This is a genomic window from Amphritea japonica ATCC BAA-1530 (genome assembly GCF_016592435.1).
GTDB classification, from domain to species: domain Bacteria; phylum Pseudomonadota; class Gammaproteobacteria; order Pseudomonadales; family Balneatricaceae; genus Amphritea; species Amphritea japonica.
Genome location: NZ_AP014545.1, coordinates 1,690,661 through 1,703,970, shown reverse-complemented (window position 1 = coordinate 1,703,970; position 13,310 = coordinate 1,690,661). Strand labels below are relative to the sequence as shown.

Annotated in this window: 15 protein-coding genes; 4 read left to right on the top strand and 11 right to left on the bottom strand. The window is 48.0% G+C overall.

Translation table 11 applies throughout. The annotated features are described in order from the left end of the window. The 3 genes from AMJAP_RS07820 to AMJAP_RS07810 are packed head-to-tail and all read right to left on the bottom strand — an operon-like array spanning position 1 to position 3,405. A complete protein-coding gene (locus AMJAP_RS07820) occupies positions 1-420 on the bottom strand; it encodes an ExbD/TolR family protein (protein WP_019621705.1) in 420 nt (139 codons plus the stop codon). Between the two features lie 12 nt (positions 421-432). Then, entirely contained in the window at positions 433-1,053 is a 621-nt protein-coding gene (locus AMJAP_RS07815) for a MotA/TolQ/ExbB proton channel family protein (protein WP_026340114.1), read from the bottom strand. Between the two features lie 60 nt (positions 1,054-1,113). Continuing rightward, a complete protein-coding gene (locus tag AMJAP_RS07810; RefSeq protein ID WP_019621703.1) occupies positions 1,114-3,405 on the bottom strand; it encodes a DNA internalization-related competence protein ComEC/Rec2 in 2,292 nt (763 codons plus the stop codon). A gap of 77 nt (positions 3,406-3,482) precedes the next feature. On the opposite strand from AMJAP_RS07810, the gene AMJAP_RS07805 reads away from it, so the two are divergent. Next, positions 3,483-4,070, top strand: a complete 588-nt coding sequence (locus AMJAP_RS07805; protein ID WP_051088415.1) for a DUF2062 domain-containing protein — start codon at positions 3,483-3,485, stop codon at positions 4,068-4,070. A 43-nt stretch (positions 4,071-4,113) separates the two neighbouring features. On the opposite strand, the gene lolD is transcribed toward AMJAP_RS07805, so the two are convergent. Beyond that, positions 4,114-4,800: a lipoprotein-releasing ABC transporter ATP-binding protein LolD gene (lolD, locus tag AMJAP_RS07800; RefSeq protein WP_019621701.1), complete on the bottom strand. Its 687-nt coding sequence runs from the start codon at positions 4,798-4,800 to the stop codon at positions 4,114-4,116. Then, complete coding sequence (locus tag AMJAP_RS07795; protein ID WP_026340113.1) at positions 4,793-6,037, bottom strand: lipoprotein-releasing ABC transporter permease subunit; 1,245 nt, start codon at positions 6,035-6,037, stop codon at positions 4,793-4,795. Before AMJAP_RS07795 ends, lolD begins: the two co-directional genes overlap by 8 nt. 98 nt (positions 6,038-6,135) lie before the next feature. On the opposite strand from AMJAP_RS07795, the gene AMJAP_RS07790 reads away from it, so the two are divergent. The 3 genes from AMJAP_RS07790 to AMJAP_RS07780 are packed head-to-tail and all read left to right on the top strand — an operon-like array spanning position 6,136 to position 7,854. After that, positions 6,136-6,705 carry a PilZ domain-containing protein gene (locus tag AMJAP_RS07790; RefSeq protein WP_019621699.1) on the top strand — a complete coding sequence of 190 codons (570 nt, stop codon included), beginning with the start codon at positions 6,136-6,138 and terminating at the stop codon, positions 6,703-6,705. Further along, positions 6,689-7,540 (top strand): hypothetical protein, encoded by an 852-nt coding sequence (locus AMJAP_RS07785; RefSeq protein WP_019621698.1) that lies wholly within the window; start codon positions 6,689-6,691, stop codon positions 7,538-7,540. The genes AMJAP_RS07790 and AMJAP_RS07785 overlap by 17 nt, the downstream gene beginning before the upstream one ends. Before the next feature lie 8 nt (positions 7,541-7,548). After that, positions 7,549-7,854, top strand: coding sequence for a hypothetical protein (locus AMJAP_RS07780; protein ID WP_019621697.1), 306 nt, complete (start codon positions 7,549-7,551; stop codon positions 7,852-7,854). A gap of 59 nt (positions 7,855-7,913) precedes the next feature. Here AMJAP_RS07780 and sthA read toward each other — a convergent pair whose 3' ends face one another. From sthA to AMJAP_RS07750, 6 genes are all read right to left on the bottom strand, one after another. Then, positions 7,914-9,314 carry a Si-specific NAD(P)(+) transhydrogenase gene (gene sthA, locus AMJAP_RS07775; RefSeq protein WP_019621696.1) on the bottom strand — a complete coding sequence of 467 codons (1,401 nt, stop codon included), beginning with the start codon at positions 9,312-9,314 and terminating at the stop codon, positions 7,914-7,916. Positions 9,315-9,489: 175 nt separating this feature from the next. Continuing rightward, complete coding sequence (gene nqrM / locus AMJAP_RS07770; RefSeq protein WP_019621695.1) at positions 9,490-9,720, bottom strand: (Na+)-NQR maturation NqrM; 231 nt, start codon at positions 9,718-9,720, stop codon at positions 9,490-9,492. Between the two features lie 8 nt (positions 9,721-9,728). Beyond that, positions 9,729-10,787: an FAD:protein FMN transferase gene (locus AMJAP_RS07765; protein ID WP_019621694.1), complete on the bottom strand. Its 1,059-nt coding sequence runs from the start codon at positions 10,785-10,787 to the stop codon at positions 9,729-9,731. Further along, the gene (nqrF, locus tag AMJAP_RS07760; protein ID WP_019621693.1) at positions 10,780-12,006 is read right to left on the bottom strand and encodes an NADH:ubiquinone reductase (Na(+)-transporting) subunit F; all 1,227 of its coding nucleotides are present in this window, start codon (positions 12,004-12,006) and stop codon (positions 10,780-10,782) included. Before nqrF ends, AMJAP_RS07765 begins: the two co-directional genes overlap by 8 nt. A gap of 35 nt (positions 12,007-12,041) precedes the next feature. Further along, positions 12,042-12,650 carry an NADH:ubiquinone reductase (Na(+)-transporting) subunit E gene (gene nqrE / locus AMJAP_RS07755; protein WP_019621692.1) on the bottom strand — a complete coding sequence of 203 codons (609 nt, stop codon included), beginning with the start codon at positions 12,648-12,650 and terminating at the stop codon, positions 12,042-12,044. Next, entirely contained in the window at positions 12,650-13,309 is a 660-nt protein-coding gene (locus tag AMJAP_RS07750; RefSeq protein WP_019621691.1) for an NADH:ubiquinone reductase (Na(+)-transporting) subunit D, read from the bottom strand. The genes nqrE and AMJAP_RS07750 overlap by 1 nt, the downstream gene beginning before the upstream one ends. Between the last annotated feature and the right edge of the window lies 1 nt (position 13,310).

Here is a 13,310-nt window from a genome sequence, read left to right as displayed (position 1 = left end):
TTATTCCTCAGCCGCTTGCTGAGTGGTAATGCTCAATCCAGCAAAGCCAAGCTTGCCAGCCACATCCATCACCGTCACGACTGACTGATGGGGCGTATTAGCATCTGCTGAAATAACAAAGGGTAGCTTACGGTCATCACCAGCCTGGTCCATAATCGCCCGGCGCAAAGTATCGGGCTGGCTATTCAGAAGAACCTGACCGTTAACACTGAAATCACCTTCTACACTGATGGTCACTTCTATTGAATCAGTCTGAGATTCAACGATTTCACCTTCCGCTTCTGGCAAATTAATCTCTAGATGCGTTTCTTTGGTAAAGGTTGTGGAGACCATAAAAAAAATCAGCAACAAAAACACCACATCAATAAGTGGTGTCAGGTTTACCGAAACTTCTTCAGGTTGTTTGCGTCGGAATTTCAATCTATTCACCGGTTACTCAAAATCAACTTCACGTTCGCCGTGCACAACTTCGACCAGCTTCTGAGATTCCTGTTCCATCTCAATCAGCAAGCTCTCGACCCGACGTTGCAGATAACGATGAAAAACCAGTGTTGGGATAGCAACGGTCAAACCCGCTGCTGTTGTAATCAGTGCCTCAGATATCCCGCCGGCGAGTACATTTGCATTTCCGGTACCCTGCAGCATTATCTCAGCAAATACTTTAATCATACCGATAACCGTACCCAACAGCCCCAGTAATGGTGAAATAGCCGCGATGGTACCCAGTGAATTAAGAAATCGTTCCATCTGGTGCATCACATGTTGGGCCGCTTCCTGAATACTTTCCTTCATGATCTCACGACCATGCTTGGAGTTATTCAAACCCGCCACCATGATCTGACCGAGAAAGCTTTCGTTACGTATCAACTGCATACGCTCAGGCGTCATCTCTCCATTGCGAACCAACACCCAAACATCGGATAACAGATTGGTGGGCGCGACGCGCTTCTTTTGTAATATCCAAAAACGCTCCAGACAGATAGCCAGAGAAAATACAGAACAGGCGATAATCGGCACCATTAGCCAACCACCGGATTGAATCAATTCGAACACCAGAAATCCTCCTACAAACCGGCCCATACTCTAGCATAGAGTCTGAGACCATAATAGTGATTAACCTGCTGTCCAGTAACGCTTTTTCTGTTCCCGAAAGCGGTGCGTATCACAACCTCCCAATCCACTTGTCAAAATCAGTGCACCACCTTCCACAGTGCTGTCCATCGGAACCTTTAGTACCTCTAATCGCCTCACCACATCCTCGGCAGGATGCCCATAGGAATTACCAAATCCGGCGCTGAACAGAACCCTGTCTGGTTCCAGACTGCGCAACCAGAGATCACTACTGGAGAAACGACTACCATGATGCGCAGCAACCAGCCAATTCACCTTTAAGTCAGGATTACCCCTGATAATCTGTGCCTCAACACTGCTTTCAATATCACCGGGAATAATCAAACGACAATCCCCCGCCTGCACAAGTAGCACACAGGAGCGATTGTTTTCACTCATTGGCTGAGGATCAGATGGTTGAATATAACTGAAACGAACCCCTCCCCATTCCCAGCCAGCCCCCGAATGACAAGGTTCTCCGTCAAACCGTCGTTTAAGCAGTGGACTGCCCGTGTGAAACGAATCCACTTCAACTGCCGCAACCAGATCCCGGTATCCACCCGCATGATCATTATCTTTATGACTAATCACCAGACGATCAAGTCGCTTAATACCCCGCTGCTCAAGCACCGGAAGCAACGTATAACGGGCAACGCTTCCGCTAGGGTAAGCTGCACCGGTATCATAGAGTAGCGTTTTATGTTCGGTTTCTATTAATACCGACAGCCCCTGTCCCACATCCAGAACTGTTGCCCTAAATGCACCCTGTTGAGGCCGCTCTCTGATCGGAAAGATCAGCGCAACAAGCAAAAAGAGTGTAAAACCTCTGACACCAATCCAACCGGGCAAAATCAGGATCAGTGCCGCCAAACTCGCCAGCAGGGCTGCCATGAGAGAAGGATGTAAAACGATAATACCCTGCTCATCAGGTAGCACAACCTGTTGCAATGAATACCAAAAGCTATCGCTCAGAAAGTTCAACAACGCAGCACCGGCAAAGGGATCCATCAAACAGAGTAACAACCCTAGTAATACACCCGGTAACATAATGAATGTAAGGGCCGGTATGGCAATAAGATTGACCAACGGCGCAACCACTGCAACTTGCCCCATCCAGAGTAACAACAGAGGAGATAAGCCGAAAAATACTGCTAGTTGAGTTTTAATCAGGGGCTTAACAAACCCTGTAGAGTCTTCCCGGGTAACCGTCAGCAACAATGCCGCCACAGCACCAAAAGACAACCAGAACCCCGGTTGATAAATACTCAGAGGCTGAACCAGCAACACACCGACTAACGCTAAAAGAAAACGCTGCCAAACACTAACAGCGCGATTTATTAATACAGGCAACAGCATCGCCAGCGCCATAATCAAAGCTCTCTGGGTGGGTACACTAAAGCCAGCAAGGAGCGCATAGGCTGAAGCAAAAGCAAGAGCGGGTATAACTCTATAGCCTCTTACGTCTGCGCATCCCTGAACAAACCGCCCCGCGAGGCGTTGAAAAATGGCGCCGGCAATATACCCAAGCAAACAGGCGATACCTATGTGTAAACCACTGATAACAGCAAGATGTACAGTGCCCGTCTGCCGTAAAATACGCCATTGCCCATCATCCAGCCCCTGCTTATCCCCTAGCACTAAGGCTCTGACCGTCGCCTGAGTGGTAGAGCTCAAAGGTAAACTCATTAACCAGCCACGGACCTGATAACGAACCCTTTCGGCTGTATATCTGAAATCTGTTTCCACATCCGCCAACAACTCAGCATTAAGCAGATAACCTTTTGCATCTATCTGCTGAGCAAAAAGAAAAGTCTCATAATCATGCCCTCCTGGATTCATATACCCCCGAGGCGGTTTTACACGGACAGTTAAACGCCAACGCTGACCAGGCTGCACTTCCTGGTCAGGGCGGTACCAGCTCAACAGCAGATGTTTTAACTGGGCCCCTGATTGTGTTGCTGAAGAATTCGAAGAAGGTTCGTCAATTTCAAACCGAAAACGGAGCAGACCTGCACGTGACTCAGGCAAATGGCTGACAACACCCTCAACGGTTAACACTTGAGTCGGCATATTAAGCGGCATACGATGACTGAGATTGAGATGACCCCATACTGAGGCGTAAAGAATACCGATCAGCAACCCCATTAACTGTGAGCTGACTTTTCGTCGGAATCGTAGCTTAGATTGCGCTGCAAATAGCAACGCTAAAAGCACCACTAATAAGGCTATAAGCGAAAAAGAAAGGAGCTGTGGCAACAAGGCCACCAACATTACACCAAAAGCTATACCTATCATCCATGATTTCCGGTTGGCTTAGCGATTTTTAGTGGGCATAATTAATGCCCCATACATCTACTATAAGTGCGTCCCTGATGCCGCGCAAATTAATCAAAAAATATATGCCGGATGAGCGTAAGCTCAAATCCAACCGCTATCTCAGCTGGCTAGGGAGTTATATACATGACCCCAACTTATGGCATCTGACCCGGAAATCTGTCAGCAAAGCTTTTTTTGTCGGTTTATTCTGCGCCTTTATCCCGCTGCCATCGCAGATGGTGATAGCCGCCGTGGTCGCACTGTTTATCCGCAGCAACCTGCCAATATCTGTCAGCCTGGTATGGATAACTAACCCTATTACTATCCCTCCCATGTTCTATTTTGCCTATTGGGTGGGGACGCTGATGGTAGGTGCAGACCCTCAACAGGTCGAATTTGTCATGAGTGTTGAGTGGCTTACCACTGAGCTGTCTCATATCTGGTTACCGCTATTAGTAGGCTCTTTAACCTGCGGTATTGTCAGCGGCACGCTAGGATATTTTATGATGCAGGGATTCTGGGTATGGCAGGTAAACAAAAGCTGGCGGAAGCGTAAATCCCGCAACTCAACAAAAAAATGCACTGATGAAGTCGCTTGCCAGAACAGTGATTCAGATGAAACCGAAAGTAAAAAGCCGGAATAGATCCCGGCTTTTTTAAAGTACTGATGTACGGACTCAATAAAGCTTAAACGTTTATCTCTTGCAGCAAACCATCCTTAAGCTCCATCACCCGCCCCTGTTTTTCGGCCAACTGCAAGTCATGGGTAACCACTACAAACGAAATACCAAATTCAGCGTTGAGATTATCCATCAGCGCCTGAACATCTTCAGCCGTATGCCGATCAAGATTACCCGTGGGTTCATCCATCAACACGCACGCCGGATTAGTCACCAGCGCACGGGCAATCGCAACCCGCTGACGCTCTCCGCCACTGAGCATTGACGGTTTATGCTCCAAACGATGCCCCAGCCCCACTGAACGCAGCAGCTCAGCTGACTTTTCTTGTACGGTTTTAATCGACTCGCCTCTGATCAGCAGCGGCATCGCAACATTTTCCAGCGCACTAAATTCCGCTAACAGGTGGTGAAACTGGTAAACAAAGCCCAGTGAACGATTACGCAGCTGCGCGCGCGCTTTTTCGCTGATATCGAAAAAAGACTGGTTATCGATGCGCACATCACCGGAGCTGGGAAGATCCAGGCCGCCTAACATATTCAACAGGGTACTCTTGCCTGAGCCGGAGCTGCCGACAATTGCCAGAGTCTCTCCCCGCTTTACCTCAAGCTCAACACCGCGCAGTACTTCAACCGCTATATCAGCTTCACCGTAGGCTTTCTTCAGATCGATACACTGCAGCACCAAATCACTCATAGCGTAACGCCTCTGCTGGTTGTGTACGGGAGGCGCGCCAAGCCGGGTACAAGGTAGCCAGAAAACTAATACTTAACGCCACGCTGATAATAGTGACTACATCCTCAAGCCGAAGCTGAGATGGCAAATAACTAATGAAGTAAACCTCGGCACTCAGAAACTGGATACCGAAAGCCTGTTCTACCCAGGCAATTAAGTCTGTCACCGTTAACGCAAGTACGATCCCCAGGACCGAGCCTAGCAGGGTTCCCATGACGCCAATAACGGTGCCCTGCACCATAAAAATTCGCATGATCCGGCCAGGTGTTGCTCCCAGTGTTCGCAGGATAGCAATATCACCTTTCTTGTCCGTTACCACCATCACCAGAGTCGAAACAATATTAAAGGCCGCTACAAATACAATCAGAAACAGCAACAAGCCGATCATCTTCTTTTCTAGCTGGATGGCCTGAAACAGATTGCCGTGGGTACGGGTCCAGTCACTGGCGCGATAAAACTCACCCAGATCAGTAATGATCTGACGAATCCTGTACGGTGCCTCAAAGAGGTTATCAAATTGCAGACGAATACCATCAACACCACTGCTCATCCTTTTAATCCGGGCAGCGTCATCAATATGAATATAGGCCAGATTTGCATCAAGCTCCGCTCCAACCTCGAACAACCCAACAACGGTAAAACGCTTTAAGCGGGGAATAACCCCTGCTACGCTAATTGATGCTTCCGGTAACACGAGGGTGATTTTGTCACCAAGGTTAGCCCCCATCGAACGGGCCAGAAGAGCCCCCAGTACAATGCCATAGCTTTTAGGCGCCAACTGATCAAGGCTACCCGCTTTCATGTGGTTGCCAAGTATCGAAATTTTTTGTTCCAGTTCCGGATCAATACCGTTGATCAGAACACCACGGACAACTCCCCGATTAGTCAGCATTCCCTGTGCCTGGATGTAGGGAGCGGTCCCAACAACTCCAGGCTGCTGGTTAACCGTATCAGCCACTGACTGCCAGTTTTCAAGTGGCTTACCGTAATCCGATATGGTGCCATGGGGAACCATACCGAGAATGCGGTTTTTGAGTTCACGATCGAAACCGTTCATCACCGAAAGTACGACAATCAGCGCAGCCACACCCAGCATCAGCCCCAGCATTGAGACTAATGAGATGAACGAGATAAAATTGTTGCTCCGTTTGGCGGCGGTATAACGCAACCCAACGTACAGGGAGAATGGTCTAAACATGGCTGAGGATTAAATCACAGACGGGTAAATTTCTCTAACAAAATCAGAATAATATTCGCTATACTCGGGTAATGTGAGATTACTTTGAGGGCTTAACTTTGAATCAGGAACGACGCCAGTATTTCCGCATCCATGGCAAAGTAGCGGTAGACTATAAAATCATCACGGAAGATGAGATGGAACACAGCCGAATACCGACTCAGTTCGAGGTTTCGCCTTTCTTTCTGTTACTGACACAGCTCCAGAACCTGGGGCGTGATAATGACTATCATCTGCGCAAGATCGCTCAAAAAGAGCCTTCGGTCGCCGCATACCTTGAAAGCATGAACGATAAGATTGATGCGATAGCTCAGGCTGTTGCCAAGAGTGATGTCGAATTTGAAAACCTAACCGCTCAGGAAATCAGCCTGAGCGAGGGAGGCTTGAGCTTCGATTGTGAAGAGGCTATTCCACTCAACACCTATCTGGCGCTTAAAGTTGTCTTTGAGGAAACCTTTTCGGGCCTCCTCCTTTACGGACAAGTTCTCTACTCTGGCGAAGAGAATGGAAAATATAAAATCGGGGTTGAGTTTACTGACCTGCCGGAAAGCAGCCGAATGATCGTCGCCCGATATATTCTCTCTACCCAGGCACGCGAGCGCCAGCAGATCAATGAAGAGCTCTACTAACAGTATTGAACTTGTCGACAGCCTGGTTCAGCTGAATCAGGCACTGTTGAAATTCACCAACTGCTTGCGTACCAGCCAACAGCCTTACTGGTTACCCGGACAAACCACGACAAATCTTGAGCAGGCGGCAGCACTGTATGCTGACATCTGGTATCAGGATAATCAGGACGGCCGAACCACCCGCAGCCAACACGGCTTGATCGGCGCCAATGCAGAGCTTATTCAGCACGCGCTGGAACTCAATCTGGCCAAAGCCCGGTTTCAAAAAATGGCCACCGAATACCGCCTGAGCGAATCTCCGGACCTTCAACATAGCCTTCAGAAAAGGACAGCAAAACTAGCTGAACTTCTTCATCGCCAGGGGGCATCACGCCTTCATCTTAAACAGTGTTATCGACAAATTCCTGTCATCGAAACCCGACCGGTTAAAATCGGTTTCAGCTGGTACACCAGTGGTCGAAGTATCCGCAAACTCAGCCCTAAAGAGGCAGAAGAAAAACTGCTTAAGATGGATTCCAGTCAGCCACATATCCAGCTTCAGCTACAGGCGGTCGGGAATCTGCGTCCAGGGGATATGCTGGCACAGATCCAAACTCAGGTACCGGTAATGCGCGCGAACATCCTCTGGAAGCAGAAAGACCTAATGTTACGCAAAGCCCGTAACACCTCATTGCCTATTATTGTCGCTCTGGACGATGAAAACCCCCTCTTACCTGAGTATAATGAGCCTCCACTTATCGCTCCTGAGTCAAGAAGCAGACTGGAACGCAGTGATCTTAAGATAGATCCTCAACCCTTTCTGCCCAGCCTCCGAGCTCACCGTTATCTGGGATAAATCGTTTCATGTCTGCAAGCTCGCATAATAAAGTACTGCACCACTTAGCCACTGCGTTTGGTTTACTCTTTCTCGCCGGTTACTACCTGGTCATGGATCAGAGCGGTTTCTATGACTGGGTAACCGCCCAGCTGCCAGCAGAATACGCGGGATCAGGCCTGATGCTGGGCATTATGATAGCGATGACCCCGGGATTCTTTATCTGGAAACATTACAATCGCTGGGTGGAGAAAAAACTGGGCGTGTCCGGTAAGTATTACGAAGATGGCTTTTATAAAGAGCCTGAAAAAGCAGATAAGAACAAACCAGACTGATTCTTTGAAGCCATAAAAAAACCGCCCGTAGGCGGTTTTTTTTTCATCTGCGCTAACGCTTACAGATTTGCTATCCGATTTAACCCCGCTATTGCCGCAACCCGATACGCTTCCGCCATGGTTGGGTAGTTGAAGGTGGTATTAACGAAGTAGTTAATCGTATTCGCTTCCCCTTCCTGATTCATTATAGCCTGGCCGATGTGCACAATCTCTGAAGCCTGATCGCCGAAGCAATGAATACCCAGAATAGCCAGCGTTTCCCGGTTAAACAGGATCTTTAACATGCCGATAGGCTGACCAGAAATCTGCGCCCGGGCAGTATCCTTAAAGAATGCCTGACCCACTTCGTACGGCACACACTCTTCAGTCAACTGCTCTTCTGTCTTACCGATCGAACTGATTTCAGGAATCGTATAAATACCGGTAGGAACATCGTTGATATAACGGAAATCATCTGCATTAAGCATATCTGAAGACGCTGCACGGCCCTGATCGAGCGCGGCTGAAGCCAGTGCAGGCCAGCCGATCACATCACCACAGGCATACATACCTTCCACCTTGGTGCGGTAATGATCATCAACCTCAATCTGACCACGACCATTAGCCTCAAGACCAACGTTCTCGAGCTTAAGCATGTCAGTATTACCGGTACGGCCATTACACCATAGGAATGCATCAGCACGGATCATTTTGCCTGACTTCAACGTCAGCGTGACGCCCCGCTCATCTGCCACTACCTTTTCGTAAAACTCATTGTGACGGATCTTAACCGCGTTATTTCTAAAGTGATAACTCAGCGAGTCTGAGATTTCAGCATCCAGGAATGACAGCAGACGTCCCATTGAGTCGATCAGGTCAACTTTCACACCCAGACCGCTAAAGATAGACGCGTATTCAGAACCGATAACACCAGCACCATAGATAATAAGCGTACGAGGCGTATGACTCAGCGTCAGGATAGTATCGCTGTTGTAAATACGAGGGTGAGAGAAATCGATGTCTTCCGGAGTATAAGGGCGAGAACCGGTAGCGATAATAATATTCTTAGCACGTAGGGTCTCATCACCATTAATGGTGCCTTTTACTAATACCGTGTTCTTATCCTGAAATTCAGCCAGACCAAAGAACAGATCGATACGGTTACGGGCGTAAAAGTTGGTCCGCATCATGACCTGATTGGAGATAACCTTTTCGGCACGCTTTAATACTTTAGGAAAGGAGAACCAGCGTGGTTCACCGATATCCCGGAACATAGGGTTAGTATTGAACTCGATGATCTGTTTAACCGAGTGACGCAGAGCTTTGGATGGAATAGTCCCTTTGTGAGTACAGTTACCACCGACAGAGTCCTGTGACTCTATCACTGCAACACGGCGTCCTTTCTTCGCCGCGTTCATTGCCGCACCTTCACCGGCAGGACCGGACCCTAGTACAATGACATCATAGTCATAGACAGCCATCACTTTCCCCTATTACCTGTTAATTTCTATAAAGTTGTATAAGTCTAAGCGTTTGTTGTGCTTCAGAATAATGCATATTGAAAGCATATAGCCTGCGCTAGATCAGACCCATTAGCCTTTAGGTTAGCGAAGTATTCTTCCCGCAAAATTCCCTGCTAATACCCTATCAGCACTCTTATTTAACTTCGTAAGCCATATCAGCTATTTCAGCCTTCTTTTTCTGTTTTTCCTGCTCATCATCGCATTTTTGAGGATCATCTCCACAAATCGAGCACTTACCCTCGATACCAACATTTGCGAGACCACCACAGGAACCCGCGATCGGCTTGCGACCCATAATTACGCCTACTGCCATACCAATAATTACCAGTCCAAGGACTACAAAACTCAGAACCATAGTTGCCATTTTTTACCTCACTGCACCAGAAAATCCGAAAACCCTGGCGTCATTATCTCTTTAAACCCTGCTTCTGTTTTGACAATTAACAAAGCTTCAACTCCTTCCTGCAAGGCATACTGTTCCGCCACTTGCGGACCTAACACCATCATCGCCGTTGCCAGCGCATCGGCAGACGCACAGTCGGCTGCCAGGACAGTAACGGATGCCAGTTTATGATCTATTGGCTTTGCCGTAGCTGGGTTAATCGTATGGGAGAATCGAACCCCGTCTTCTTCGAAATAGTTGCGATAATCACCCGATGTAGCTATAGCTACATTTTTCACTGCGATAATACGCTGGATCTTGCGCTCTCCAACAAGCGGAGCTTCAATCGCTATTTTCCAGTTATTACCGTCCGGCTTTATTCCTTTGGCACGAAGCTCACCCCCGATCTCAACCAGATAACTGGAGATTCCGACATCTTCGAGCAGCTGCGCCAGCTTATCAACGCCGAAGCCCTTCGCTATGGCTGATAAGTCGATATAAATATCGCCAGACTTATACAGTTCAGTACCCGTTTTCGATAACTGAATTTTTTTATAACCGATACGCTCACTCAGCGCGGTAATTTCATCGTCCGAAGGCGCTTTTATTATACGCCCCTCAGGACCAAAGCCCCACAGATTAACCAACGGCCCTACAGTGACATCAAATGCACCTGCCGAGGACTGGCTAATCTCTAAAGCCCGGGATAACACTTTTGCCAGATCAGAAGATAACTTCACCTCACTACCTGCGGGTAACTGATTAATGCGGGTAAGTTCGGAATCAGCCTGATAGGTAGACATTGCATTGTTTACAGCTATCAGTATCTGATCAATCTGAGCAGGGAGTTTCTTATCTGTCTCAGAATCAGACGATACCCACTTAACAGTAAAGCTGGTACCCATGGTCAGTCCTTGATGACCGACAATTTGAGGTGGTTTACTACAGCCTGGCAAAACTGTAAGAAACAGAAACGAAGCGGCCAGCAGCAGAGCTGCCGGCCGTTTTAGAATATGTCTGAATAATGCAGACATCAGATGATCAGCCACCAAAGTCGTCGAGGAAGATATTTTCCCGTTCAACACCCAGATCAACCAGCATCTGGATAACAGCAGAGTTCATCATAGGCGGTCCACACATATAGTATTCACAATCTTCAGGCGCTTCATGATCCTTCAGATAATTTTCATACAATACATTGTGAATGAAGCCGGTCATTCCATCCCAGTTGTCTTCCTCTTGCGGATCAGACAGTGCCAGGTGCCACTTAAAGTTATCATTTTCAGTGGCCAGCATATCGTACTCTTCATTGTAGAAGCACTCACGCAGTGAACGTGCACCATACCAGAAAGAGATCTTACGCTTAGAGTTCAAACGCTTTAACTGATCGAAGATATGAGAACGCATAGGCGCCATACCTGCACCACCACCGATAAAGACCATCTCGTTATCGGTGTCTTTAGCGAAGAACTCACCAAATGGCCCGTAAACGGTAATCTTATCGCCTGGTTTCAGGCTGAATACGTAAGATGACATGATACCAGGTGCAACGTCTGTACCCGGTGGTGGAGAAGCGATACGGATGTTGAATTTAACCACACCACGCTCTTCCGGATAGTTCGCCATAGAGTATGCACGAATAGTGTTTTCAGACACCTTCGATACATAACGCCACTGGTCGAACTTATCCCAGTCACCCCGATACTCTTCTTCTACATCAAAGTCTTTGTAATGCACTTCGTGTGGAGGACATTCAAGCTGAACGTAACCACCGGCACGGAAGTCAACGTTTTCACCTTCAGGCAGACGCAAAGTCAGCTCCTTGATGAAGGTTGCAACGTTCGGGTTAGACTCAACAGTACATTCCCACTTCTGAACACCGAAGATCTCTTCTTCGAGCTCAAGCTCCATGTCCTGTTTAACCGCCACCTGACAAGATAGACGCCAGCCCTCTTTGGCTTCACGCATAGTGAAATGAGATTCCTCAGTTGGCAGCATAGAGCCACCACCATCAAGAACCTGACACTTACACTGCGCACAGGTACCACCACCACCACAGGCAGATGGGATAAAAATCCCTTTTTCTGCCAATGTCTGCAGCAGCTTACCGCCAGCAGGTACTGTAATTGTTTTAGCTTCGTCTTCGTTGATGCGAATAGTCACATCACCGGAGCTAACCAGTTTTGAACGGGCTGCCAGAATTACCGCGACAAGTGCAAGCACTACCGCAGTAAACATGACAACGCCGAGGACGATTTCTGCATTCATTAGCTAATCCTTCCTTTAGTAATCATGTGACAGCTTTACAGCTGAACGCCGGAGAAAGACATGAAACCCAGAGACATCAAACCAACAGTGATGAAGGTGATACCCAGGCCACGTAAACCTTCCGGTACGTCGCTGTATTTCAATTTTTCACGGATGCCTGCCAGCGCAGTAATTGCCAACGCCCAGCCAACACCTGCACCAGTACCGTAAACAACAGACTCACCGAAAGTATAATCACGCTCAACCATAAACAGTGCAGCACCCATGATGGCACAGTTTACAGTGATCAGCGGCAGGAATACGCCCAATGAGTTGTAGAGTACAGGCACATACTTATCCAGGAACATCTCCAGAATTTGCACCATCGCCGCAATTACGCCGATGTAAGAGATGTAACCCAGGAAGCTCAGATCTACTTCCGGATAGCCGGCCCATGCCAGTGCACCTTCGCGCAGCAGCAGGTTATAGATCAGATTGTTTACCGGGGTGGTGATCGCCAGTACTACAATGACTGCGATACCCAGACCCAGAGAAGTCTGTACCTTCTTAGAGATCGCCAGGAATGTACACATCCCCAGGAAGAAGGCCAGCGCCATGTTTTCAACGAAAATCGCCTTAACAACAAGGCTGATATACTGTTCCATTACACAGCCTCCTTCTTAGAGTTCTTCGCCAGTTCAAATTCCGGCGCTTCTACCTGGTCTGTCTTAAAGGTACGAACCAACCAGATGAACATGCCGATAATGAAGAACGCACTGGGTGGTAGCAGCATCATGCCGTTCGCCTGATACCAACCACCGTCAGTAACCAACGGTAACACTTCGATACCGAACAGCTTGCCCGCGCCGAATAACTCACGCAGAAAGCCAACAAAGATCAGTACTACACCGTAGCCCAGACCGTTACCGATACCGTCGAGGAATGAGATTCCCGGAGGATTCTTCATGGCGAATGCTTCAGCACGACCCATTACGATACAGTTAGTAATGATCAGACCAACAAATACCGACAGCTGCTTCGAAATATCGTAAGCGTAAGCTTTCAGAATCTGGTCTACCACAATTACCAGGGATGCAATGATCGCCATCTGACAGATGATCCGGATATTACTCGGTATCTGATTACGGATAATCGAGATAAACAGGTTAGAAAACGCTGTTACAACGATTACCGCCAGTGACATTACAAATGCAGTACCCAGGTTAGATGTTACCGCCAGTGCGGAACAGATGCCCAGGATCTGCAAACCGATCGGGTTATTAGTAAAAATAGGTCCTAACAGGACTTCTTTAGCTTGAGACATG